This window comes from Limnohabitans sp. Jir72, from assembly GCF_003063575.1.
In the GTDB taxonomy this organism is placed as follows: Bacteria; Pseudomonadota; Gammaproteobacteria; order Burkholderiales; family Burkholderiaceae_C; genus Limnohabitans_A.
Window position 1 is genome coordinate 274,127 of the sequence record NZ_NESC01000003.1, and the last position, 23,555, is coordinate 297,681.

At 59.3% G+C, this 23,555-nt stretch carries 22 protein-coding genes; 9 read left to right on the forward strand and 13 right to left on the reverse strand.

The window, feature by feature from the left end; genetic code table 11:
* The first annotated feature begins 80 nt into the window (after nt 1-80).
* Nucleotides 81-359, forward strand: a complete 279-nt coding sequence (locus tag B9Z52_RS06090) for a hypothetical protein (protein ID WP_108412940.1) — start codon at nt 81-83, stop codon at nt 357-359.
* Nucleotides 360-393: 34 nt separating this feature from the next.
* On the opposite strand, the gene B9Z52_RS06095 is transcribed toward B9Z52_RS06090, so the two are convergent.
* Nucleotides 394-1,368 (reverse strand): sodium-dependent bicarbonate transport family permease, encoded by a 975-nt coding sequence (locus B9Z52_RS06095; protein WP_108412941.1) that lies wholly within the window; start codon nt 1,366-1,368, stop codon nt 394-396.
* A gap of 94 nt (nt 1,369-1,462) precedes the next feature.
* Between B9Z52_RS06095 and B9Z52_RS06100 the strand changes: the two genes are divergently transcribed.
* Nucleotides 1,463-2,365 carry a LysR family transcriptional regulator gene (locus B9Z52_RS06100; protein WP_108412942.1) on the forward strand — a complete coding sequence of 301 codons (903 nt, stop codon included), beginning with the start codon at nt 1,463-1,465 and terminating at the stop codon, nt 2,363-2,365.
* A gap of 9 nt (nt 2,366-2,374) precedes the next feature.
* On the opposite strand, the gene B9Z52_RS06105 is transcribed toward B9Z52_RS06100, so the two are convergent.
* From B9Z52_RS06105 to B9Z52_RS06135, 7 genes are all read right to left on the reverse strand, one after another.
* On the reverse strand, nt 2,375-3,022 hold the full coding sequence (locus tag B9Z52_RS06105; RefSeq protein ID WP_108412943.1) for an HAD family phosphatase: 648 nt from the start codon (nt 3,020-3,022) through the stop codon (nt 2,375-2,377).
* Nucleotides 3,023-3,112: 90 nt separating this feature from the next.
* On the reverse strand, nt 3,113-4,699 hold the full coding sequence (gene purH / locus B9Z52_RS06110; protein ID WP_108412944.1) for a bifunctional phosphoribosylaminoimidazolecarboxamide formyltransferase/IMP cyclohydrolase: 1,587 nt from the start codon (nt 4,697-4,699) through the stop codon (nt 3,113-3,115).
* A gap of 99 nt (nt 4,700-4,798) precedes the next feature.
* On the reverse strand, nt 4,799-5,038 hold the full coding sequence (locus tag B9Z52_RS06115; RefSeq protein WP_108412945.1) for a Fis family transcriptional regulator: 240 nt from the start codon (nt 5,036-5,038) through the stop codon (nt 4,799-4,801).
* Entirely contained in the window at nt 5,035-6,066 is a 1,032-nt protein-coding gene (gene dusB / locus B9Z52_RS06120) for a tRNA dihydrouridine synthase DusB (RefSeq protein WP_108412946.1), read from the reverse strand. The genes B9Z52_RS06115 and dusB overlap by 4 nt, the downstream gene beginning before the upstream one ends.
* Before the next feature lie 125 nt (nt 6,067-6,191).
* A complete protein-coding gene (locus tag B9Z52_RS06125) occupies nt 6,192-8,138 on the reverse strand; it encodes an ATP-binding protein (RefSeq protein ID WP_158270513.1) in 1,947 nt (648 codons plus the stop codon).
* A 60-nt stretch (nt 8,139-8,198) separates the two neighbouring features.
* The gene (locus tag B9Z52_RS06130) at nt 8,199-8,753 is read right to left on the reverse strand and encodes a YfiR family protein (RefSeq protein ID WP_158270514.1); all 555 of its coding nucleotides are present in this window, start codon (nt 8,751-8,753) and stop codon (nt 8,199-8,201) included.
* Between the two features lie 11 nt (nt 8,754-8,764).
* Nucleotides 8,765-10,969 carry a TonB-dependent siderophore receptor gene (locus B9Z52_RS06135; RefSeq protein WP_108412949.1) on the reverse strand — a complete coding sequence of 735 codons (2,205 nt, stop codon included), beginning with the start codon at nt 10,967-10,969 and terminating at the stop codon, nt 8,765-8,767.
* A 189-nt stretch (nt 10,970-11,158) separates the two neighbouring features.
* On the opposite strand from B9Z52_RS06135, the gene B9Z52_RS06140 reads away from it, so the two are divergent.
* Both B9Z52_RS06140 and B9Z52_RS06145 read left to right on the forward strand, forming a co-directional pair.
* The gene (locus tag B9Z52_RS06140; protein WP_108412950.1) at nt 11,159-11,641 is read left to right on the forward strand and encodes a YqaA family protein; all 483 of its coding nucleotides are present in this window, start codon (nt 11,159-11,161) and stop codon (nt 11,639-11,641) included.
* Nucleotides 11,638-12,591, forward strand: coding sequence for an alpha/beta fold hydrolase (locus B9Z52_RS06145; RefSeq protein WP_108412951.1), 954 nt, complete (start codon nt 11,638-11,640; stop codon nt 12,589-12,591). Before B9Z52_RS06140 ends, B9Z52_RS06145 begins: the two co-directional genes overlap by 4 nt.
* A gap of 66 nt (nt 12,592-12,657) precedes the next feature.
* Here B9Z52_RS06145 and ychF read toward each other — a convergent pair whose 3' ends face one another.
* The 5 genes from ychF to B9Z52_RS06170 all read right to left on the reverse strand — a co-directional run bounded on the left by ychF (nt 12,658) and on the right by B9Z52_RS06170 (nt 18,128).
* A complete protein-coding gene (ychF, locus tag B9Z52_RS06150; RefSeq protein ID WP_108412952.1) occupies nt 12,658-13,749 on the reverse strand; it encodes a redox-regulated ATPase YchF in 1,092 nt (363 codons plus the stop codon).
* A 345-nt stretch (nt 13,750-14,094) separates the two neighbouring features.
* Entirely contained in the window at nt 14,095-15,267 is a 1,173-nt protein-coding gene (locus tag B9Z52_RS06155) for a L,D-transpeptidase family protein (protein ID WP_233251843.1), read from the reverse strand.
* Between the two features lie 92 nt (nt 15,268-15,359).
* Nucleotides 15,360-15,809, reverse strand: coding sequence for a nuclear transport factor 2 family protein (locus tag B9Z52_RS17835; RefSeq protein WP_158270515.1), 450 nt, complete (start codon nt 15,807-15,809; stop codon nt 15,360-15,362).
* 206 nt (nt 15,810-16,015) lie between these two features.
* Complete coding sequence (locus tag B9Z52_RS06165) at nt 16,016-17,122, reverse strand: hypothetical protein (RefSeq protein WP_158270516.1); 1,107 nt, start codon at nt 17,120-17,122, stop codon at nt 16,016-16,018.
* Nucleotides 17,097-18,128 carry a rod shape-determining protein gene (locus B9Z52_RS06170; protein WP_108412956.1) on the reverse strand — a complete coding sequence of 344 codons (1,032 nt, stop codon included), beginning with the start codon at nt 18,126-18,128 and terminating at the stop codon, nt 17,097-17,099. The genes B9Z52_RS06165 and B9Z52_RS06170 overlap by 26 nt, the downstream gene beginning before the upstream one ends.
* 186 nt (nt 18,129-18,314) lie before the next feature.
* Between B9Z52_RS06170 and B9Z52_RS06175 the strand changes: the two genes are divergently transcribed.
* The 5 genes from B9Z52_RS06175 (at nt 18,315) to B9Z52_RS06195 (ending at nt 23,519) form a co-directional block, all read left to right on the forward strand.
* Nucleotides 18,315-19,481, forward strand: coding sequence for an FAD-dependent monooxygenase (locus B9Z52_RS06175; protein WP_108413014.1), 1,167 nt, complete (start codon nt 18,315-18,317; stop codon nt 19,479-19,481).
* Between the two features lie 43 nt (nt 19,482-19,524).
* Nucleotides 19,525-20,232, forward strand: a complete 708-nt coding sequence (locus B9Z52_RS06180) for a DsbC family protein (protein ID WP_108412957.1) — start codon at nt 19,525-19,527, stop codon at nt 20,230-20,232.
* Complete coding sequence (locus B9Z52_RS06185) at nt 20,229-20,687, forward strand: DUF3429 domain-containing protein (protein WP_108412958.1); 459 nt, start codon at nt 20,229-20,231, stop codon at nt 20,685-20,687. The genes B9Z52_RS06180 and B9Z52_RS06185 overlap by 4 nt, the downstream gene beginning before the upstream one ends.
* Before the next feature lie 85 nt (nt 20,688-20,772).
* Nucleotides 20,773-22,542: a M61 family metallopeptidase gene (locus tag B9Z52_RS06190; RefSeq protein ID WP_108412959.1), complete on the forward strand. Its 1,770-nt coding sequence runs from the start codon at nt 20,773-20,775 to the stop codon at nt 22,540-22,542.
* Between the two features lie 11 nt (nt 22,543-22,553).
* The gene (locus tag B9Z52_RS06195; protein WP_108413015.1) at nt 22,554-23,519 is read left to right on the forward strand and encodes a putative transporter; all 966 of its coding nucleotides are present in this window, start codon (nt 22,554-22,556) and stop codon (nt 23,517-23,519) included.
* The last annotated feature ends 36 nt before the right edge of the window (nt 23,520-23,555 follow it).

Here is a 23,555-nt window from a genome sequence, read left to right on the forward strand (position 1 = left end):
TGCTCACATTTCCCACACACTGTTTGCGCACAATGGCGGGCGGGGCTTCATGCGATGCCCGATTTCAAACAAGGATTCCCATGCCCATTTCATCCACGCTCTGCGCACGTCTGGCCCTGTCTTTGGGACTGGCACTCACTGGCCTTACCGCCCTGGCGCAACCCGCCATGAACAAAGACATGCCACGCATGCCCCCCGCCGAAGCATTGAGCGCCTGCAAAGCGGCCAAGTCCGGACAGGACTGCAGCTTTGACAGCCCTCAAGGCCAGGTCAAAGGCACATGCTGGGCCCCCGAAGGCAAGCCCCTGGCCTGCAAACCCGCCACGCCCCCCGAAGGCCGCATGCCGCCCAAACAGTGAATGCAGCAAATGCGGCATTGGCGGTTAGCCGTTCTTAGCCGCCCAGCGCAACCGAGGCCACATGGGCATACAGGGGTATGCCCAGCAGGATGTTGAACGGAAACGTCAGCCCCAAGGACAAGCCCACATACAAAGACGGGTTCGCCTCGGGCAAGGCATAACGCAACACCGCAGGCACGGCGATGTAGGACGCGCTGGCGGCCAGCACCATCAGCAAGACCGCATCCCCCTGGGGCACACCCAGCGTCCAGCACAAGGCCAGCGCCATGCTGGCATGGGTCAGCGGCGCCAGCAGGCCATAGACCATCAACCACAGCGACTGGCCGCGCAAGCCCGGCAAGTTGCGCGCCGCCATGAGCCCCATGTCGAGCAGAAAGAAAGCCAGCATGCCTTTGAACAGATCGCCCGAAAACGGCTGCATGGCGCGCTGACCGGCATCGCCACTGAGCATGCCGATCAGCATCGCGCCCAACAACAAGAGCTGAGCACCGTCGGTGAACGATTCGTGCAACACCTTGCCGATCGGCATGCGCGGCCCACCGGCGGGTGCGGTCTGGGCCATCTGGCCGCGCAAACGGTTGGCCATGAGCACCGCAAAAATGATGGCCGGTGACTCCATCAGGGCCATGGCCGCAGCCATGTGCCCACCATAAGCCAAGCCATGGGTTTCCAGGTGGTTCATGGCGGTGATGAAAGTCACCGCACTGACCGAGCCGTAGGTCGCTGCCAGCGCCGCTGCGTCAAAACCACTGAGCAAGCGGCGCAGCCATTGGTAACTCAACCAAGGCACCAACACCGCCAAGAACACGGCCAGCGACAGGCTCACCGCCACTTGCGGCGTGAGCCCCGACTGCGCCAGCGCAAAGCCGCCTTTGAGGCCCAAGGCCATCAGCAAATACAAAGACAGAAATCGGGAAATCGCCGGCGGGATCTCCAGGTTCGATTTCACCAAACCGGCAAAGACGCCGAACACAAAAAACAAGATCGCCGGGTCCACCAAGGGGTTCATCGTTTCATTCCAATGCAACAGTGGCCGCGATTGTGTCGGTTTGAATGCATTCGGTAAAATCGATTCTTCAATACAGATACATCAATAAAAATCTATGAACATCACTTTCCGTCAATTGCGCCTGTTTCTGGCCACGGCGGAAACGGGCAGCGTCAGCGCCGCAGCCCGGGCCATGCATGTGACGCAACCGACCGCCTCCATGCAGTTGCGCGAGATCAGCGAATCGGTTGGCATGCCGCTGTACGACATCATCGGCCGCCAATTGCACCTGACCGATGCCGGGTGCCGCTTGGCCCAGACGGCGCGCAGCATCGTGGGGGAATGGGAAAACTTCGAACAGTCCATCCACGCCATGCAAGGCCTGACACAAGGGCGGCTGCGTGTCGCGGTGGTCAGCACCGCCAAGTACTTTGTGCCGCGTTTGCTGGGCCGCTTTTGCGAGAGCCACCCCCACATCGACATTTCGCTGGAAGTGCTCAACCGCGATGGCGTGGTGCAGCGCTTGCGCGAGAACCGCGATGATCTGTATGTGATGAGCACACCGCCCGCAGACATGGCGCTGGAAGACCAGGTGTTCATGAGCAACCCCTTGGTGCTGATTGCCCCTCGGGAGCACGCCCTGTCCACTCGCAAACGTCTATCACTGGGCGCTTTGCAAAAAGAGCGCTTCCTCTTGCGCGAAAAAGGCTCGGGCACACGGCTGGCGACCGATCGCTTTTTTGAAGCACAAGGCTTCGATCCCTCCTCTCGTTTGGAGCTGGGCAGCAACGAAGCCATCAAGGAAGCCGTGGCAGGTCACTTGGGCGTGGCGGTCATTTCCAGGCACGCACTCAAAGACAGCGAGCTGCGTCAGGAACTCTGCGTCTTACCCGTGAACGGGACACCGATCCCATCGCAATGGCATCTGGTCTACCCCAAGGCCAAACAGATCTCGCCCATTGCCGCCGTGTTCCAAGCCCATTTGGTGCAGCAAGCCCGTCTGTGGGCCAAGGAATGAAGCCTGCCTTCAGCGCAGGCGCAAGGCGTGCATGCCCGTGAACACCCGCGCAGCCCCAGCTTGCAGCAGCGGCTCGTGCGCCGCTGGTGGTGCGGCATAAGCCCACACCGTGGCGCCAGCGGCCACACCCGCCGTGATGCCCACCGTGGTGTCTTCCACCACCAAACAGCGCGCAGGGTCGACTTGCAAATGCGCAGCAGCAGCCAGGTACACATCGGGGTGCGGCTTGCTGCGGGGCATCTCGTGGCCGCTGAAAATGCGGCCATCAAAAAAGCTGTGCAAGCCCACTTGCTTGAGCATCATCTCGACCTTGAAACGGTCGGCACCCGACGCCACCGCGATGCGGCCTTGGCAGTGGTCGTGCAGATGCGCCACGGCCTCGTGCACGCCTTCGATGGCGGTGATGCTTTCTTGCAAGCGCACATTGCGACGCTCAAAAAACGCTTGAAGCCATTCATCGGTGAGCGGCTCGCCGGTATTGGCCTCGATGGTCACGCGCTGGCTTTTGACCGTGTGGCCCACAAAGCGCTGCATGCACTCGGCCAGCGTCATGCGCCAACCCTGCTCCTCGAACATGTCGCGCAGCACGCCGCAGGTGATGGCTTCGCTGTCCACCAGCACGCCGTCACAGTCGAACAAAATGGCTTCAAATGTCATGCGGGGATCATCAGGTTTGTGCTGAGGTGCCAACAGCAGGGCTGGCTTTATGCACGCCTTGCCTGGATCGGTTCAAAACAAGCCCATCCATCAATGCCTGAAGTGGCGCACACCGGTGAACACCATCGCCACACCGCGCTCGTTGGCCGCGTCAATCACTTCCTGGTCGCGCATCGAGCCACCGGGCTGGGCCACGCAGGTCGCGCCGGCGTCCACCACCACGTCGAGGCCGTCGCGGAAGGGGAAGAAGGCGTCGCTCGCGACCACGGTGTGTTGCAGACTCAGCTTGGCGGCTTCGGCCTTGATGCTGGCGATGCGGGCGGAGTCGAGGCGGCTCATTTGGCCTGCGCCCACGCCCATGGTCATGCCGTTTTTGCAGAACACGATGGCGTTGGATTTGACGAATTTGGCCACTTTCCAGGCGAACAGCAGGTCGTTGAGTTCTTCAGGTGTGGGTTGTTTGACGGTGACGATCTTCAGATCTGCCAAAGCCAACTCGTGGTTGTCGGCGCTTTGCAGCAACAGACCTGAGCCCACGCGTTTGGTTTCCAAAGCGTTGCGCACGTTGCCGTAGTGGGCGGGCAAGGCGATTTTCATCAAGCGCACATTCACTTTGCTCTTGAACACTTCCAGTGCTTCGGCGCTGAAGTCAGGGGCCATCAGCACTTCGACGAACTGCTTGCTCACGGCTTCGGCGGCGGCTTTGTCCACGGGACGGTTGAAGGCGATGATGCCGCCAAACGCGCTGGTGGGGTCGGTTTGGAAGGCCTTGCTGTAGGCCTCGAGCGGGTTCGCACCCACGGCCACGCCGCAGGGGTTGGCGTGTTTGACGATGACGCAGGCTGTGGTCTCGAAGCTCTTCACACATTCCCACGCCGCATCGGCGTCGGCGATGTTGTTGTAGCTGAGTTCTTTGCCTTGCAGCTGCACACCGGTGGCGAGCGAACCAGCGGCAGGTGCCAAGTCGCGGTACCAGGCGGCTTGCTGGTGGCTGTTTTCGCCGTAGCGCAGGTCTTGTACTTTCACGTATTGCTCGTTGAACTGGCCTGAGAACTGGGCACGCTCGGGCACGTAGTCTTCGCTGAGTTTTTCAGCTTCAAAGTTCACACTCGACAGGTAGTTGCTGATCGCGCCGTCGTATTGGCTGATGCGGTTGAACGCGGCCACGGACAAAGCAAAGCGCAGTTTGTCGCTGAGTTTGCCGTTGGACTTCAGCTCGGAAATCACGTCCGCGTATTGGCTGGCGTCGGTGACGATGCCCACGTCTTTCCAGTTTTTGGCGGCAGAGCGCACCATGGCGGGGCCGCCGATGTCGATGTTCTCAATGGCGTCGGCCAGTGTGCAACCGGGCTTGGCCACGGTGGCTTCAAAGGGGTAGAGGTTGACGATGAGCAGGTCGATGGTCTCGATGCCATGCGCCTGCAAAGCGGCCATGTGCTCGGGCGTGTCGCGCCGGGCCAGCAAGCCGCCGTGCACTTTGGGGTGCAAGGTTTTGACACGACCGTCCAGCATTTCTGGAAAACCGGTGACTTCGGCCACTTCGGTCACAGGCAAGCCTTGTTCAGCCAAGAGCTTGGCGGTGCCGCCGGTGGAGATCAGGCCCACGCCCAAAGCGTGCAGTGCTTTGGCCAGATCAACGATGCCGGTTTTGTCAGAGACAGAGATGAGTGCTCTCATGGGGACTTTCTTGAAAATTTAAAAGGTACGCAGTGGGTGGCCGAGGTACACGGTTTCGGCCTGTGGTGTGCAGCGGCTGGGCATGCGCTCAGCCTGAATTCATTTGAGCAGGTCGTGCTCCAGCAATTTCTTGCGCAAAGTGTTGCGGTTCAGGCCCAGCCATTCGGCGGCGCGCGACTGGTTCTGGCCAGATTGGGCCATCACCACGTCGAGCAAGGGCTTTTCCACCAGCTTGACCAGCATGTCGTACAGACCGGTCGGATCGGTTCCGTCCAAGTCGCGGAAATAGGTTTCCAGGTTGCCCCGGATGCAGTGTTCAATCGATTGTGGTTCGCTCATGCCAATGTCTCCAAAACCCGCTGCGCTGCCATGACGGGCAAGCGGTCCATCTGGCTGGCCAGGCCATCCAGAAAGCTCGCCACCGCATCCAGCTGCTGTTGTGCCGTTTCGAGGGTGTTCATGTGTTTTTTGAAAAGGTCACCGCCTGGCAGTGCATGCACATACCAGCCAATGTGTTTGCGCGCCGAGCGCACGCCGGTGTATTCGCCATACAGGCCATAGTGGTCTTGCAGGTGCTCTAGCAAGGCGCGGCGCACCTCGGCCACCAGCGGCGGGGCCAAGTGTTCGCCCGTGGCCAAAAAGTGGCCGATCTCGCGAAAGATCCAAGGGCTGCCTTGCGCGGCGCGGCCAACCATCACCGCGTCTGCGCCAGTGAGCCTGAGCACATCACGGGCTTTTTCGGGCGAGTCGATGTCGCCATTGGCCACGACCGGGATCTTGAGCGCGGCTTTGACGGCGGCCACGGTGTCGTACTCGGCAAAACCTTTGTAGCCCTGCTCACGGGTTCGACCGTGCACGGTGACCATCTGCACCCCGGCGCTTTCGGCGGCGCGTGCCAAGCTCAGGGCGTTCTTTTCGGCGTCGCACCAGCCGGTGCGCATCTTGAGTGTGACGGGCACACCGTGCGGCAAGGCCGCCTCGACCACAGCACTGATGATCTGAAGCGCCAGCGGCTCGTCTTGCATCAGGGCCGAACCGGCCCATTTGTTGCAGACCTTTTTGGCCGGGCAGCCCATGTTGATGTCGATGATCTGTGCACCCCGGTCGATGTTGTAACGCGTGGCGTCGGCCATCATCTGCGCCTCGGTGCCTGCGATCTGCACCGCGATCGGTCCGGGCTCGCCGTCGTGGTTGGCGCGGCGCGAGGTTTTGAGCGAAGCCCACAGATCTGGCCGAGAGGTCACCATTTCGCTCACGGCATAGCCCGCCCCGAACTGCCTGCACAACTGGCGAAAAGGCCTGTCCGTCACCCCGGCCATGGGGGCGACAAACAAGTTGTTCGGCAATAGGTAAGGGCCAATCTGCATGACTGGAAGGTGTGCTGGAAAAGGGAATGCCTAAAAAGGAGGCACGATTGTAGTTGCTTAATATTTCAGCAAATGAAAGCTGGGTGTGTTATAGGGCAAGCTGTTGCCGGGTGAGGCAAGGGGCCTCAAATCTGACTTATCGGCTCAGCCGCTTGGTGCTGTAGCCACCGGCCCATCAACTCCAAGATCTGCCTGCGCATAAAAGGTTTGGTCAGGTAATCGTCCATGCCAGCGGCCAGGCAGTTGGCCTTGTCATCGGCCAAGGCATTGGCGGTCAGCGCCAGAATAGGTTTGCGCACCGCGCCCAAAGCCAACTCTCTGGCTCGGATGGCCTTGGTGGCCGCGATGCCGTCCATCTGCGGCATTTGCACATCCATCAAGATGATGTCGTAGGCCTCGGACGCACTCAGCTCAACCGCCTGCTGGCCATTGTGGGCCTGCAGGATGCGGCAACCGGCCGCCTTGAGCATGGTGACCAAAATTTCACGGTTCACATCGTTGTCTTCGGCGATCAGGACGGTGCAATCGAGCGACAAGGGCACTTGCGCTGCATGGGTGTTTTTCTCGACGGACATGTCTTTGAGTCGCGGACCACACACTTCAAACCAGAAACACGAACCTTGGCCCTGCTGGCTGCTGAAACCCACCTGTCCACCCATCAGTTCGGCAAGTTGGCGCGAAATGACCAAGCCCAAACCACTGCCGCCATAGCGCCGCGCCATCGAAATGTCTGCTTGCGAGAAAGCGCTGAACAAGCGCTGCGCTTCTGCTTCGCTGATGCCAATGCCGGTGTCCTGCACGGTGCACCGCACACGGATCTGACCATCTTCTTGAACGGTGTGGCTCAGGCTCACGGTCACCTGGCCGTGTTCGGTGAATTTGACAGCATTGGAAATCAGGTTGCTGATGATCTGGGTGAAGCGGTGCGGGTCGCCCAAAATCATCAAGGCCGAACCGTCGCCGGGAGGCTGGAACACCAGATTGAGACCTTTGTCCTGCGCATGCGGCTCGAACAAGGCGCACACCTGCCGGGCTGCAAACTCGGGGCCATAAGGCACTTTTTCGAGATGGAGCATGCCCGCTTCAATTTTCGAAAAATCGAGGATGTCATTGATCAGGTACAACAGCGTCGACGAAGACGAGCTGATCATGCTGATGAGTTTTTTCTGCTGCTCGGTCGGCTCGGTAGAACCGAGCAACTCCGACACGCCGATCAAACCGTTGAGGGGCGTGCGGATCTCATGGCTCATGTTGGCCAAAAATTGACTCTTGGCGCGGTTGGCGGCATCGGCATGCTCTTTGGCCAGCAACAACTCGGCCGTGCGGGCCTGGACCTCTGACTCGAGCTCCTGGCTGTATTGACCCAGGGCCTTGTCCTTGTGTTCAATCTGGTCCAGCATGGAGTTGAAGCCGGCCACGAGCTCCCCGATCTCATCCTGACTTTGAACTTGTGCGCGTTGGCTGTAATCGTGCACACGGGTGATGCGCCCCATCACGTCAGCCAGATCCAGAACGGGCTGAATGATCACCGCAATCCAGCGCCCCAAGAAGTGGCGCACCAAGGTGTAGGCCAGCCACATGGCCACCACAGCCACCAATAAGGTGATGGCAATGCCCCACCAGAAACTGTCCAGTCGGGTGCGCACCACCACCACACCAAGATGCTCGCCGTCTTGCACGATGGGCAGGCGGATGCTGTAGGTACTGAAAGTGAGGAGCGACGTGCGCTCACCCTTGATCAGCTCAGCGGGGACGTCATCCAGTGGGCGAGCCCCCGCCTTGAGCACCGGGTAATGCGCAAAGGGTTTGGCGCGGGCCGGGTCAACATAGATGTCCACCATCTCCACATTCTGGATGTGCCGAAAAATCTCCAGCTGCTTTTGTGCACCCGCCTGGTCATCAAAACGGACAGCGGCGGCATTGCTCTCGGCGGCCAGCTCGGCCAGACTTTTGGCGGCCGCTTGGGTGGCTTGCAAGGTTTGGCCGGCTTGCCACAGAGAAGTGACCACAAAGAACAGCAGCAAAACGCACCAAATCCCCAGCGCCAAGATGTGGTTGAGCTTGTGCTGCATGGGCAGATGCAAAAGTCTTTCTCGACGCCAAAAATTCATGCGCACCACTGTATGACGTTTTTACCGGATCACGGCTCGGGCCAATTTCAGCATTTGACTGCTGGCTTTGATGTTGGATTTTTGCAGGTTCAGCAAGTTCACATCAAACTCCACGCGGTCATCGCTGAAAACCAGTGACAAGTGTGCCCCCAAGTCCATGGCCTGGCGGGCATCGCTGACCAACAAAACCTGTGCGTTGCCCAACTGGCGTGCGGCAGCGGACAAGAGACGGGCGTCGCTCTCGCCAATGAACGCCATGGCGCAGTCTTTGATCTGGTCCATGGGCACATCTTTGCGCACCAGGATTTCGCGGCCTTGCGCCATGCGGCGGTTCAAACTCAGCATGGCCCCATTGAGGTCATCCTTGCCCAACACACACAGGCGGATGGTCTTGTCATCGGTGCCGGACATTTCGACGAACTTGGCGAAGTTGTACACATAGGCCGCTTTGATGCGGTCAGCCGTTTGCATGTCGGGTTGAGCGCTCACGGTCAGTGCGAAAGTACCGATCAAGCCGCACAGGCTGCGCGCCAAAAATCGGACGGTGGAGGTGATGAATGGAAGGTGCATGTTCATGGTCATGTCCTTCAAAAACGTGTCACTGCTTGAACCAACGCACTGCGTTGCACGTCATAGGCGCGCGTCGTGGGGAAGATGTTCATGAACTCCGTGTGGCGGTCCTTGAGCAGATTGCGCCCCATGACCGACAACTCGGTGTTGCGACTGACTTGCCACGCCAAACGCATGTCCAGCCCTGTATAGGCTGCAATGCGTGTGGGTTCAGATGTGTTGATCGTGTAGAAGGCCGTTTCCGACTGGTATCGCAAACGCACATCCAGATTCAGGTCATGCGCCAAACTGAAGTTGTTGTTCAACGAAATTTGATGCCTTGGCGAGGCGTTCTCATGCGAAGTCAGCTGAATGTTGCCCAGCACATCCCCGGTGCGCTCGCCTTTGATGCGCACATGGCTGTAGGACGTTTGCAGTTTCCACCAAGAGTAAGGATGCCACTCCAATGACACTTCGCCGCCCCAAGAGCGGGCTTTGTCCAAGTTGGTGTTGTAGCCCGACACGGTGAAGTAACAGGCACCCGGACCGAATTGGTACAGGCACGCCATGGCTTGCTGCACATCCAAAGGCGAAAGGGGGTTGGCCGCCATGCGGCCACCGCGCAACTGGCTGTAATCGGTCAGGAACAGCGATGAATCGATGCTCAGGAAGTTGGAGAACTGCTTGCGCCAACCCGCTTCCAGACTGATGGCTTTCTCGGCTTGCACTGAGGCATTGGCCAATGGCGACACCTGCGTCAATGCGGTCAGCATGTTCGCTGGCTGGTTCAGTCCCGTGATCTTATTCAAACTGGCGGCATCGGCCGCGCTGATGTCGATGGTGGACATGCTTTCCGTGCGCCGTGGCGAACGCACCGAGCGCGACAATGCGCCCCAATACGCCTCTTTTTGGCTTGGTGTGTAAAGCACCCGTGCATTGGGCTGCACGTTGAAACCGGTCAAGCCGTCTTTCTCGAACTTGGAGCCGAGAATCAGCTTGAAGCGCTCAGGCACCAAGGCAATTTCATCGTGGACGAATGCGCTGTAGCTGAGCCGCTGGTCCTTGCCATTGCTCAGGTAATACGGCGATGCCGGCAAGACCAGGTCATCGCGTGTGTGCCGCAAATTCAGGCCCCAGATGAAATCGTGGGCGTCATACAGCTTGCGCTGCTGGAAGTCGACATCGAAATCGGTCTTGACACCCCCCATGGTCATGAGCGCTGGCACCAGGCCCAGCGGCATGGTCAATGAACTGGCCCCTGACCCCCAGACCCCTTTGTGCATGGTGCTTTCGTGGTCAAGCGAAGCTTGCAGCATGTTCTCGGCGCCATCGGCGGTTTTCCAGCTGTAGCGGCCTTGCACAGAGCCGCCCTGGTCGTTGGCGGACAAAAGCGCGTCCCTGGAATACGGCGTTTTGGCATCGCTGAAAGCCAAGATCGATGGGGTGACCCAACCTTCTTTGGTGCGGTGCTGGTACAGCTCAGCCTTGATGCTGAGCTGGCCGCTGTCGACTTGCGGCTCCAACTTGAGACCCACGCGCTGCTGACTCGACCCGTCTGGAGAGACCCCGCCGGAATTTCGCTCTGATGCGCCGCCCATCGAGCCAAGCTTGCCATACACCTTGTAATGACCGCCTTGCTCCAGCACACCGGCATGACGCAAAGAAGTCGATGCCAAATCCCCAGTACCCCCCGTCGCGCTGAGCAGCGTGCCTTGGCTCGACGCCGCCGAACGCGTGACGATGTTGATCACGCCATTCATGGCATTGGTGCCCCACAAGGCGGCACCAGGCCCACGAATGACTTCGATGCGCTCGATGTCTTCCATGACGGTGTCTTGTGTTTCCCACAGCACACCCGAAAACAGCGGCGAATAAACACTGCGCCCATCGACCTGCACCAGCAACTTGCCCGAGAAGCGTTCGTTGAACCCCCGGGAACTGACCGCCCAGCTGTTGCGGCTGATCTGTGCCACATTGAGCCCGGACACCTGACGCAAAGCTTCGGGAATGGATTGCGCACCGGATCGGCGGATTTCTTCGGCAGAAATCACGTAGGCTGCGGCGGCCATGTCGGCCACCCGCTGCTCTTTTCTGGACATCGACATCAGGCGGTAATCCACCAATTCTTCGAGCGACATGTCCAGAAACTCGTTGCTGGCTGCACTGGCCGTGGTGACCTGAACCGCACACGCAAGAAGAGTCCATCGCCGCAAGAATGCACTTCGTTTTTTGTTTTGCAACATCAACAACTCCTGCTTGGGCTTTAGGCCTCATGAAAATCAATTATTTGATTTTACATTTTTTGTTTTTATACATCTAAATAATTTCAAAATACCATCAATTCATCAAATTCAATTTAAAGTGCAGAACACCGCCGAACCACAGGCGTGTGCCTGCGCGTCACCACGGACAGGTCCGCTACACTGACCTGCATGGAACTTTGGCTTGATCAACTGCTGCATTGGCTGGCCCTGCCCCAGCATGGCCTGAGCACGGTCTTTGTGGCCGCCTTCGTCTCGGCCACCTTGCTGCCACTCGGGTCTGAACCAGCGGTGTTTGGCCTGATCAAACTCAACCCAGAACTGTTTTGGTCGGCCATTGCGGTGGGCACCGCAGGCAACACCTTGGGTGGCATGCTGACCTGGTGGATGGGCAGAGGGGGGCGCGCAGCGATGGGCCCTCAGCAGGCGTCAACCAGCCACCTGAGGGCACTGGCTTGGCTTGAAAAGCTCGGCCCCAAGGCCTGCTTGCTCAGCTGGCTGCCGGTGGTCGGCGACCCGCTGTGCGCGGTCGCGGGCTGGCTCAAGCTGCCGTTTTGGCCCTGCACTTTTTACATGGCCATCGGCAAATTCTTGCGCTACCTGTGCATGTCGCTGGCCTTGCTCTGGTTTTTTCCTCAAGGGGTGATGGCATGAAAACAATGCGGTTGCTGCGCTGGTCGGCGCTGATCTTGGTGGTGGTGCTGTTTGCGGGCATGGGCCTGGCGTGGGCACCCGACCGCAGCGTGGACAACCTCAAAGAGCGGTGGGCACCCGCCCCGTCGCAATTCATCCCCTTGCAAGGCATGCAGGTGCACTTGCGCGACGAAGGCCCACGCAATGACCCCGAGCCCATCGTGCTGATCCACGGCACCTCGGCCAGCTTGCACACCTGGGACGGCTGGACAGCGGCGCTCAAAGGCCAGCGCCGCGTCATCCGCATGGACCTGCCCGGCTTTGGCCTGACCGGCCCCGCGCCCGATGGCGACTACCGCATGACCCGTTACGCCGACTTCATCGCCGCCCTGCTGGACCAGCTGGGCGTGCGCCGTGCGGTGCTGGCAGGCAATTCGCTGGGCGGCGGCGTGGCCTGGCGCACCGCGGTGCAGCACCCCGAACGGGTCAGCCGTCTGGTGCTGGTAGACGCCACAGGCTACCCGTTGCAATCGACCTCGGTGCCACTGGGCTTTCGGCTGGCCCAGATCGAGTGGCTCAAGCCGGTGATGAGCCGACTCTTGCCCCGGCGCATGATCGAATCCAGCGTGCGCAACGTCTACGCCGACCCGGGCAAGGTCACGCCCGAACTGGTGGACCGCTACTACGAGCTGACGCTGCGCGCGGGCAACCGCGAGAGCCTGACCCAGCGCATGAAGCTGCGCGAAACCGATGCCCAGTCCGCCGGGCTGATTGCCACCATCGGGCAGCCCACGCTGATTTTGTGGGGCACACAGGACCGGCTCATCCCCGAGCCCTCAGGTCAACGCTTTCACCAAGACATCCCTGGCAGCCAATATGTGGTGTTGGACGGCCTGGGCCATGTGCCGCAAGAGGAAGACCCACAGCGCAGCGTGGCTGAGGTGTTGAAATTTCTGGCGGCCAAACGCTGACCCAGCGCCTTGGCACCACAAAAAAACCGCTCCTCAGAGCGGTTTTTTGTTGAAGCCTCGGCGGGCTCAGGAGCTGAACAAGAAGTTCATCACATCGCCATCCTTGACGACGTATTCCTTGCCTTCGGCGCGCATCTTGCCCGCGTCTTTAGCACCCTGCTCGCCTTTGAAGGCGATGAAGTCGTCAAACGCGATGGTTTGGGCGCGGATGTAGCCCTTTTCAAAGTCGGTGTGGATCACGCCTGCCGCTTGCGGACCGGTGTCGCCCACGTGGATGGTCCAGGCGCGCACTTCCTTCACGCCGGCGGTGAAGTAGGTTTGCAGGCCCAGCAAGGCGTAAGCCGAGCGGATCAGGCGGTTCAGGCCTGGCTCATCCTGGCCAAGTTCCTTCAAGAATTCGAGGCGGTCTGCATCGTCCATCTCGGACAACTCGGCCTCGATCTTGGCGCAAATGGCCACCACGGGTGCGTTTTGCTTGGCGGCAAAGGCTTTGAGGCGGTCGAGGAAAGGGTTGTTTTCAAAACCGTCTTCCGACACGTTGGCCACGAACATGGCCGGCTTGGCGGTGATGAAGTAGAACTGCTTGAGTTCGGCGCGCTCTTCCTTGCTGAAGTCGATGGTGCGCACCGGCTGGGTGTCGTTCAGTGCCGCCAAGCACTTTTCCAAAACAGCCATCTGCTTGACAGCTTCCTTGTCGCCGGAGCGGGCGATTTTGCTCACGCGGTGGATGGCCTTTTCGGCTGCGGCCAGGTCGGCCAGGCACAGCTCGGTCTGGATGACCTCGATGTCGGCAATCGGGTCCACCTTGTTGGCCACGTGGATGACGTTGTCGTCTTCAAAGCAGCGCACCACGTTGACGATGGCGTCGGTCTCGCGGATGTGGGCCAGAAACTTGTTGCCCAAGCCTTCACCCGTGCTGGCCCCAGCCACCAAACCGGCAATGTCCACAAACTCCACGATGGCCGGCACGATGCGCTCGGGCGTGATGATCTCGGCCAACTGCTGCAAGCGCGGATCGGGCACCTCGACCACGCCCGTGTTGGGCTCGATGGTACAAAAGGGGTAGTTTTCAGCGGCGATGCCGGCTTTGGTCAGGGCGTTGAAAAGGGTGGATTTGCCGACGTTGGGCAAACCCACGATGCCGCATTGGAGGCTCATGAATTTTTTCCTTATAAATCAAGATCGCACATGCACGATCGAGCCCGATTTGGGTGGGGTCGAATGCCCGGTCCGCGCAGACAAGTGGATGCCACTGCGCAGCGGCATACCGTCAAAAACCGCACCCAGGGCGCTGTTTTTTTCATGGTTTTGCCCTCGGGTGAATGGGCTCGATTGTACTGATCAGCGAACTGCGACTTCTTGGCACCGCCGCGCCTGGAAATCGACCCCGAGCGGTGCTCCGCTTGTGGACGGCATGCCATTGTTGCGCGAAGAATTGCCGCGGGTGCTCCTGTCATCTGGCGTCAGAGCACGCCCTTGCACGGCAGCGCCAGCGCGATCCCATCATCTGACCACGCCCTTGATTGAAGATCTGGCACCTGTGCTGGCACTGACAGAAACAGCCCGCCATTGATGCGCTTGCTCAACCCAATAGCTGGGTGTCGCCCAACTGGGCTGTCCCATGACCGAGGCTTCTGAACCAGACAAGATGGCCGCCATCTTGCGGCCTTGCGCTTGCCAGCTCAACAAAGCCAGCGTGTCATCTTTTCCTTTTATCGCGTTGTTTTGTCCAAGCGCCTTCAATGGGTCTCTCAAATTCTTGTTCTTTTGGGGGGGCACCCACTCAATCTGCGGCAGGATGAACACAGGTGTACCCGCTGGCAGTTGAAATTTCAGCAACGCCTCCATGTCCGGATTGGAAAGCACGACACAGCCATCCGTAGACTCTGGAGCCTGGGCATACTGATCGCTGGGCGAGCCATGGATCCAGATACCCGAACCGGTTTTTCCGTCGAGCAGGTCCAGCTCATTTGGGTAATTCAGCGTCAGCGCCCCCGAACCATAGAGGTCGGGTAAGACATGCCCTGGGTAGGATTTCTGAACCACATAAGCGCCCAATGGGGTCTTGCCATCGCCGCGTTGCTGCTTACCAATGCCGCGCTGACCCACGGACATGTAACTTTCAAAAATGACCTGCAAACCTGGGCCTGCGTCTTGAGCCCCTTCGGAAGATGCGTGCCCCATCAAATACAAGCGGGAATGCAACGCATCCACGACCACGGCAAATGGCACTTTGGGTGACAAATAGACCAGTCCTTCAGGCTCTTTACCGGCATAAACGGCAGCATCGGGTCTTGTCAGGCGCTGCCGAGCTTCATCGTTGAGCTGTTTCAAGCGTTGTTGCGTCACCCCTGGCTCGCCGATGTGCAGTGCAGAACGCGCATCGATGGGTTGATCCGATGTGAGGTTGAGCAAGTCGGCAAATAACAACTGTCCGAGCTGGAAGTTTGGGTGACGCTCAACAAGTTCTTGCGCAATACCCAATGCCTCAGCCCTCTGTCCTTTCAACAAGCGCCGATGGGCTTCACGCAACAAAGACTCTGCATCGGGCTGCGCAGGAGGCTCCTGAGCTGAGGCGTTCTCAAACTGCGTTTCCCAAGGAATGACATGCAAGTTCAGGCGCTGACCAGCAACGACTTCCCAGCTCTTATCGGGCAACAAGCCCAGCGGCAGCACAATCAAAAAGACCAATAGGCCATGATGCGCCCAAGCGCTTTGCTTGATCCAAGCAAAGCACCAGACAAACCGCACAGATGCCGTCCGCCAGTTCAATTGGCACTCTCGGAGATGATGCGCCACCTGACGCCCTCCCTTTGCAGACGCAGGATTTTAGGACCGACCCAGTGCGTTTGCGCTGTGGCGTACAACTGCTCAAACTTAACAGTCGCCATCTCACCGTCCAAGGTGACTTGCAAGTCACGGATTTCGTGCGTGATCTGCCCCTTGGACAAGATCCTTTGGCGGCGCACTTTTTCCCAGGCAGATCGACTCAGACCGCCCGCAGGAACAAACGACGTCGCGTACTGATCAAAGTAAGCGTCCATGCTGCGTGAGCTCCACGCCTGACTCCAGCGCTCCAGAACCTGGCGAATCTGAGCACGGTCGTCGAGCCGCATTGCCGTTGGCGCGGGGTTCACCACATTTTTGACCACCTGTGCTGACTTCTCAACAAAGGGCGTCGGTTGCGCACGGCTTTGCGCATCCGATACTGAAGGCATGGATGCAGGAACAAGCAAAGCTTGCGGCTCCTGTGAAACGATGGTGACACCTGGCGGTTCAATAGGGGACTGCCAAGCCCAGTCATCACGTTTTATCTCTTTGGGGTGCATCAGAAGAACGACGACACTCCCTACCCCCAAGAGTGCGAGCAACACCCAACCTGCCCTTTGTGTAGCGTTGGATTTGAGAAACAGGTTCCTTGATCTCATGATCCAGCACCAATAACCATCTCGCGCGTGATCAACCATTGGCCCTTGTCCTCGGACAGCTCCAGCGTCTTTCGTCCTACCGTGACGATGGTGCCCGATTGGTAACTTTGAAGGAATGTTGCTGTGGCTGTGGCTTTCGCATTGACCTTGGAGAAACTGATGTTGAAATCACTCAACTCAATTTGGATTTGTTTTTTGGACATGATGCGGTCACGGCGCTGCGCTTCCCAAGCGCTGCGTGACAAATTGACCCCTGGATTGAAACTGGGCGAATAAGCCTTCAGATAAGCATTCAGGTCTTTCTTGCTCCAGGCATTCGCCCAAGCCTGAACCGTCTCGCGAACCTGTGATGGGTCATTCAGATCCGTTGTCTTGTCGGGTGACTCCGCTGCCTGAACAGAAGCGGACATGACTGGTGACGTCTGGGTCAACTTCCCCGCAAGCTGGCCCTTTGCCACCTCGGGACCAACAACAGGAGCGACAAGCGCCGTTGCCTTGCCAGGCAAGGCGGCACCAGATGAACTGAGCAACGGAGAAGTTGCCTCCGGTAAAGATGTGAGCTTTCCCAGCAGACTGAGCTTGGGTGGAGCGTTGCTTTTGGAAATATCCAATTGCAAGGCCGCTGCATATGCATTCCGATTGATCTCAGCCTGAAGATTCAGCAAATTCTGATGCAATACGGCATAAGCCTGTTGCTGCTTCAAGCCGCGTTCAAACCACTTTCTCGCCTCGAGTTGCACGCCGATTCCAGCATATAAAACGCCAATGTTGTTGTAAATCTCAGGCATCTCAGGATGCGCCTGTGACAGCTGCTGAAAGCATGCAATCGCTTTTTTAGCCGCCGACTGTTGGGCCAGCAATACGCAGGCCGAAAACTTCAACTGCGCACTGTCACCATCGGCTGCTTGTGCCTGGCGAATTTCTTTTTCAGCCTCGCCATAACGGCCGTCTTTCAACAGCTTTTCAACCCGCGTTCCAACGCCCTCATTGCTGCCATGCACTTGTGCTGGCAACAAACAAGCAGCCGATACAAGAAGACACAGTCCGCCGAAAGACAAAAACCAACGGCCGCTGTATTCAGACAAACCAGTCATTTGCTTCACCGATTTTTTCCAAAGCCATGCCGCAGCCACGTGCCACGCAAGTCAGCGGGTCTTCGGCCACCAACACGGGCAAGCCGGTTTCTTCGGCCAGCAAGCGGTCCAGGTCACGCAGCAAAGCGCCACCGCCCGTGAGCATCATCCCGCGCTCTGCAATGTCGGCACCCAGCTCAGGAGGCGTTTGCTCCAAAGCCGTTTTGACGGCCGACACAATGTTGTTCAGCGGATCGGTCAGCGCTTCCAGAATTTCGTTGGAGCTGATGGTGAAGCTGCGATGCACGCCCTCTGACAGGTTGCGGCCCTTGACTTCCATCTCCTTGACTTCGCTGCCAGGAAAGGCCGAGCCGATGTTTTTCTTGATGGCTTCTGCCGTGGGTTCACCGATCAACATGCCATAGTTGCGACGGATGTAGCTGATGATGGCTTCATCGAACTTGTCGCCACCCACGCGCACGCTGCCTTTGTAGACCATGCCGCCCAGCGAGATCACGCCCACTTCGGTGGTGCCGCCACCAATGTCCACCACCATGGAGCCCGAAGCCTCCGACACGGGCAGACCCGCGCCAATGGCTGCGGCCATGGGTTCTTCGATCAGGTACACCTCAGAAGCGCCTGCACCCAGCGCCGATTCACGGATAGCGCGACGCTCGACCTGGGTAGAGCCACAAGGCACGCAGATGATGATGCGCGGGCTGGGGCGGAAAGTGCTGCGGGGGTGCACCATGCGGATGAACTGCTTGAGCATCTGCTCGGTCAAAGTGAAGTCGGCGATCACGCCGTCCTTCATGGGGCGGATGGCATCGATGTTGCCAGGCATCTTGCCCAACATGGCCTTGGCTTCGTGGCCCACGGCCTGCAAGGTTTTCTTGCCCTGGGGGCCGCCTTCGTGACGGATCGCCACCACCGAGGGCTCGTCGAGCACGATGCCCTTGTCTCGCACAAAAATCAGGGTGTTGGCCGTGCCCAAGTCAATGGCAATATCATTTTTGAAAAACTTACTCGAAAACATTATTTTTTTGCTGTTTTTATTTATTTATTTGAATCGAACAATTTTACATTATTTATTATCTTTAAACCCCTGGCATTTCATCGTCAAGTTCAATGAACGGGGCAGCACCACAGGCTCCCAAAAGGGAAGGTTTTGGCCCCTGTTTCGTCAACCGTGCGCATCCGTCGGCATGCCTACAATGCAGCCATGGCAAACCAACCCGATATTTGCATCCGAGGCGCCGGCATTGTGGGCCGCACTTTGGCCCTGTTGCTGGCCCGCGAACGGGTGCGCGTGACGCTGGTCGAGTCGCCCGCTCCGCCCAGGGGCCCCGATGTGCGGGCCTACTCGCTCAACAGCGCTGCGCAGCGCATGCTGCAAGACCTGCGCTGCTGGCCCGACAGCCCCGCTGTAACACCGGTGCACCAGATGCGGGTCTTTGGCGACCACGGCGGCGATTTGACCTTTGGCGCACAAGGCCTGGGCGCAGGGGAGCTCAACTGGATCGTGGACGTGCCCGTGCTCGAAGCGCGTCTGGCTGCGGCCGTGCAATTTCAACCACAGATCGAAGTGGTGCAAGCCCCCGTGGCTGCGCCGCTGACCGTGATTTGCGAAGGCCGCGCCAGCCAAACCCGCGCCGAACTGGGCGTGGCTTTTGCCATCACAGCCTACGAACAACACGCGGTGGCCGCCCGCTTGCGCTGCGAAGAGCCTCACGGCGGCGTGGCGCGGCAATGGTTCACCTGGGGGCAAGTGCCTGGCCACGCCCAAGCCCAGGCCGAGATTCTGGCGCTGCTGCCCCTGGACGGCGAAGGCGGCCACGAGGTCGCGCTGGTGTGGTCAGTCCACCCCTTGCGCGTGCCCCACCTGATGGGTCTGAGCGCCGAAGACTTTGCCAGCGAACTCAGCCAAGCTTGCCACATGGCCCTTGGCCCCATGACGCTGAGCGCTGAACGTGCGGTCTGGCCCTTGCAACTGGCCCATGCCTCGCGCTGGATCGGCGAGATGCCCGGCACCACGAAACAGGCTTTTGCACTGGCTGGTGACGCGGCACACAGCCTGCACCCCTTGGCGGGTCAAGGTTTGAACATCGGCCTGGCCGATGTGGCCGAGTTGGTGCGCGTGATCCAGGCCAAAGAATTCTGGCGTCCACTGCACGACAGCAAACTGCTGCGTCGCTACGAACGCGCCCGCCAAGCAGATGTGCAGGCCATGGCTTATGTCACCGATGGTCTGCAGCGCCTGTTTGCCCGGCCCGGCCCGGCATGGCAAAACCTGCGCAACTGGGGCATGCGCGGCTTTGACCGCAGCGGTCCTTTGAAAAACTGGATGACACGGCACGCCATGGGTGCCGATGCACCCCATGCGCATTGAACACACCATCCCAACCTGCGTTTTTGATACGGAACCTCCCCTCATGACACCTTTTCGCTCACTGGCCTTCTGTGTTTTCGCACTGGCCATCAGCCCGGTCTTCGCCCAAGAAGCCACCATCCGCAAAAGCCTGAGCGAGCGCTTGGCCAATTTGCCCAAGATCGACGAGATCAGCAAAACCCCTATGAACGGCTTGTACGAAGTGCGCATGGGCAGCGACATCATGTACAGCGATGCCGAGGGCAGCTTCCTGATTCAGGGCAACCTGATTGACGTCAAGCAGCGCCGCAACTTGACCGAAGAACGCGTCGAGAAACTGTCGGCCGTTGCGTTCGACCAACTGCCCCTGAAAAACGCCTTCACCCAAGTGCGTGGGAACGGCAAACGCAAGCTGGTCGTGTTTGCCGACCCCAACTGCGGTTATTGCAAGCGCTTTGAAAAAGACCTGCAAAAACTCGACAACGTGACGATCCACCACCTGCTCTACCCCATCCTGGGCGAAGACTCCAAAGTCAAATCCAAGAACATCTGGTGCGCCAAAGACAAGGCCAAAAGCTGGAACGACTGGATGCTCAGCGGCACCACACCCGTGACCGCCAACTGCGACACCGCTGCAGTGGATGCCAACGTCGAGTTTGGCAAGAAAAACCGCATCACCGGCACGCCCACGCTGTTCTTTGCCGATGGCACCCGCGTGCCGGGCGCCGTGCCGATCGCCCAAGTCGAGAAACTCTTGGCTGACATCAAATGAACGCCCTCAAGCACCCCGAAGACACCACCTGGCGCTTGATCCGCCGTCTGGGCTTTGCCGGCCTGATCCCTTTTGTGTTTCTGGCACTGTGCCTGTGGCTGGTTGGGCCTGATTTGCACCCTTATGTGGCACTGGCCATGCAAGGCTATGGGGCGGTGATCGTGTCATTTTTGGGCGGCATCCATTGGGGCGTGGGCTTTCGCAATGCGCTGATCACCCCGCAGGCGCCGCGCATCCATTTCACCTGGGGCATTGCCCCCTCCATCCTCGCTTGGGTGGGCGTGATGATGCCCGCCTTTGCAGGCTTGCCCCTGCTGGGCTTTGTGCTGATTGGCTGCTACGCGGTGGACCGTCGCACTTGGCCTGCCGCAGGTCTGGCACCGTGGCTACCGATGCGCTTGCAATTGACCATCGTGTCTGCACTCAGCTGCTTTTTGGCAGCAGGCGCAACCTGAGCCGAGCGCTGCCGTCATGGCGAGCGACTCGCGGTAAGGTCTACCGCCAAGGCCTGCGACACCCCTCTGTCAACTGAAATCAAACATGCACGCCATCCATTACGCCGTTGAAGCCGCCGACCTGCACGCCCACCTGTTTCGGGTGACGCTCACCATCCCAGCGCCTGCAGCACAACAAACCGTGTCACTGCCGGTATGGATTCCCGGCAGTTATCTGGTGCGCGAATTCTCCAAAAACCTGCAGGGCCTGACGGCCCGACAAGGCCGTCGCAAGCCTGCGCTGGTGCAACAAGACAAATGCACTTGGCACATCACTTGCCGTGCAGGCGAGCCGCTGGTGTTGCGCTACGAGGTCTACGCCTTCGACAACTCGGTGCGCACCGCTTGGCTCGACAGCCAGCGGGGCTTTTTCAACGGCACCAGCTTGTGCCTGCGGGTGCATGGGCAAGAAGCCATGGCGCACCACTTGCACCTGTTGCCAGTGAAAGAGCAAGCCTCATGGCGAGCGGCCACAGGGCTGACGCCGACCAAGGTCGACAAGCGCGGCTTCGGCCATTACACCGCCAACAACTACGACGAGCTGGTCGACTGTCCTGTCGAACTGGGTGACTTCTGGTACGGCAGCTTCAATGCTTGCGGCATCCAGCACCGCTTCGTGGTGGCGGGTGCCTTGCCATCGTTCGACGGCGACCGCTTACTCGCCGACACGCAAAAAATCTGCGAAACCGAAATCCACTTCTGGCATGGTCAAGGCAAATCCGCCGGTCAAAAAACCCCGTATAAAAATTACCTGTTCATGCTCAACGCTGTGCACGACGGCTACGGCGGTCTGGAGCACCGTAACAGCACCGCGCTGATTTGCAAGCGCAGCGACCTGCCTCGGTTGAGCAGCCCCCGAACCAGCCAGGACTACACCACCTTGCTGGGCCTGATCAGCCACGAATACTTCCACACATGGAACGTCAAGCAACTGCGCCCGCATGCGTTTGCGCGCTACGACTACACACAAGAAAACTACACCCAGCTGCTGTGGTTCTTTGAAGGCTTCACCAGCTACTACGACGACCTGCTGCTGCGCCGCGCAGGGCTGATCGACGATGCCGCTTACCTCCAGCTGCTGAACAAAACCATCACCCAAGTGCAGCAAACGCCGGGCCGCCATGTGCAGACCGTGGCCCAGGCCAGTACCGATGCTTGGGTGAAGTATTACCGCCAGGACGAAAACACCCTCAACGCCACCGTGAGCTACTACACCAAGGGCGCGCTGGTGGCCCTGTGTCTGGACCTGTCTTTGCGCCAGGAGGGCCACGGCAAAGGCCACACGCTGGACGATGTGATGCGCGGCCTGTACAAGCGCTGCAAAGCCGGACCCATGCGCGAGCAAGACCTGCTGGACGAACTGCAAGCCCAGACCGGCCGCAGCTGGCAAGCCGAAATCACAGCCTGGGTACACTCCACCGCCGAATTGCCTTTGGCCCCGCTGCTCAAAAGCCAGGGTGTCCAGATCCATGTAGAAACCGGCAGCTTTGCAGACCGCTTGGGCCTGCGCCACACCGACAGCGCCAGCGGCGTACAGATCAAAGCAGTCCTGCGCGGCAGCGCCGCCGAACTGTCGGGCATCGCCGCACATGACGAATGGCTGGGCGTGGAAGTCGGCACCAAAGGCCGGGGCGGTAGCTGGCGCATTGCCAAACTCGCCGAAGTGCCCGAATTGCTGGGCAAGGAACGCCAACTCACCGCACTGGTCTCTCGCGACCGACAACTGCTTCGCCTGCCGCTCACGGTGCCGCAGCAAAGTTCCGTCTGGCGACTCGAAATGGCCACAGACCGCACCAGCCCTTGGCCCGCAGCCTGAAAGGCATCCCCATGTTCCGTTCATTTTTTGGCAACCAACGCTGGTGGGTCTGGGCCTGGTTGGGCAGCGGCCTGATCTTGCTGGGCACCTGGTACAAGGTGCAACTGAGCGTGCAGATCAACGACTGGTTCGGCGCATTTTACGACTCGGTTCAAAAAGCCTTGAGCCAGCCCGGCTCGATCACCGAAGCGAGCTACTTGAGCTTGTTGCTGAGCTTCTTCCAAATCGCGGCCATCTTTGTGCTGGTGGCCGTACTGCAAGAGTTTTTGGCCAAGCACTTCGTGTTCCGCTGGCGCACCGCCATGAACGATTTTTATGTGGCACATTGGTCACGGCTGCGCCACATCGAAGGCGCTTCACAGCGCGTGCAAGAAGACACCATGCGCTTTGCCCGCCTGATGGAAACACTGGGCCTGGGCCTGATGGACAGCTTGCTCACCTTGCTGGCCTTTTTGCCCATTTTGTGGACGCTGTCCGAGAAAGTCACCGCCTTGCCCTGGATCGGCCCGGTGCCGCATTCGCTGGTCTATGTGGCTTTGCTGTTCGCGATCTTTGGCACCGTGCTGCTGGCCGGCGTGGGCGGCAAATTGCCTGGTCTCGAATACGCCAACCAACGCGTGGAAGCGGCTTACCGCAAGGAACTCGTGCTTGGCGAAGACGACCCCCTGCGCGCCACACCGCCCACACTCAAAGACCTGTTCACCGCCGTGCGCACCAACCACTTTCGCATGTACTTCCACTACATGTATTTCGATGCCGCCAAGTGGAGCTACCTGCAAGCGGGCGTGCTGGTGCCTTATATCGCGCTGGCCCCGAGCATCGTGGCGGGCGCTTTCACCCTGGGCGTGATGGAGCAGATTGCCCGTGCGTTTTCTCAGGTGCAAGAGTCTTTCCAGTACCTGGTGCGCAGCTGGTCCAGCATCGTGGAGTTGGTCTCGGTGTTCAAGCGCTTGCGTGCTTTTGAGAAAACCTTGTAGGAGCGCGACCGCGTCGGCGATGGCCAGTGAACCACT

Coding starts and splice junctions, on each gene's coding strand:
- B9Z52_RS06090 (WP_108412940.1), top strand. CDS start 81: ATGCCCATTTCATCCACGCTCTGCGCACGTCTGGCCCTGTCTTTGGGA.
- B9Z52_RS06095 (WP_108412941.1), bottom strand. CDS start 1,368: ATGAACCCCTTGGTGGACCCGGCGATCTTGTTTTTTGTGTTCGGCGTC.
- B9Z52_RS06100 (WP_108412942.1), top strand. CDS start 1,463: ATGAACATCACTTTCCGTCAATTGCGCCTGTTTCTGGCCACGGCGGAA.
- B9Z52_RS06105 (WP_108412943.1), bottom strand. CDS start 3,022: ATGACATTTGAAGCCATTTTGTTCGACTGTGACGGCGTGCTGGTGGAC.
- purH (WP_108412944.1), bottom strand. CDS start 4,699: ATGAGAGCACTCATCTCTGTCTCTGACAAAACCGGCATCGTTGATCTG.
- B9Z52_RS06115 (WP_108412945.1), bottom strand. CDS start 5,038: ATGAGCGAACCACAATCGATTGAACACTGCATCCGGGGCAACCTGGAA.
- dusB (WP_108412946.1), bottom strand. CDS start 6,066: ATGCAGATTGGCCCTTACCTATTGCCGAACAACTTGTTTGTCGCCCCC.
- B9Z52_RS06125 (WP_158270513.1), bottom strand. CDS start 8,138: ATGCAGCACAAGCTCAACCACATCTTGGCGCTGGGGATTTGGTGCGTT.
- B9Z52_RS06130 (WP_158270514.1), bottom strand. CDS start 8,753: ATGAACATGCACCTTCCATTCATCACCTCCACCGTCCGATTTTTGGCG.
- B9Z52_RS06135 (WP_108412949.1), bottom strand. CDS start 10,969: ATGTTGCAAAACAAAAAACGAAGTGCATTCTTGCGGCGATGGACTCTT.
- B9Z52_RS06140 (WP_108412950.1), top strand. CDS start 11,159: ATGGAACTTTGGCTTGATCAACTGCTGCATTGGCTGGCCCTGCCCCAG.
- B9Z52_RS06145 (WP_108412951.1), top strand. CDS start 11,638: ATGAAAACAATGCGGTTGCTGCGCTGGTCGGCGCTGATCTTGGTGGTG.
- ychF (WP_108412952.1), bottom strand. CDS start 13,749: ATGAGCCTCCAATGCGGCATCGTGGGTTTGCCCAACGTCGGCAAATCC.
- B9Z52_RS17835 (WP_158270515.1), bottom strand. CDS start 15,809: ATGCCTTCAGTATCGGATGCGCAAAGCCGTGCGCAACCGACGCCCTTT.
- B9Z52_RS06170 (WP_108412956.1), bottom strand. CDS start 18,128: ATGTTTTCGAGTAAGTTTTTCAAAAATGATATTGCCATTGACTTGGGC.
- B9Z52_RS06175 (WP_108413014.1), top strand. CDS start 18,315: ATGGCAAACCAACCCGATATTTGCATCCGAGGCGCCGGCATTGTGGGC.
- B9Z52_RS06180 (WP_108412957.1), top strand. CDS start 19,525: ATGACACCTTTTCGCTCACTGGCCTTCTGTGTTTTCGCACTGGCCATC.
- B9Z52_RS06185 (WP_108412958.1), top strand. CDS start 20,229: ATGAACGCCCTCAAGCACCCCGAAGACACCACCTGGCGCTTGATCCGC.
- B9Z52_RS06190 (WP_108412959.1), top strand. CDS start 20,773: ATGCACGCCATCCATTACGCCGTTGAAGCCGCCGACCTGCACGCCCAC.
- B9Z52_RS06195 (WP_108413015.1), top strand. CDS start 22,554: ATGTTCCGTTCATTTTTTGGCAACCAACGCTGGTGGGTCTGGGCCTGG.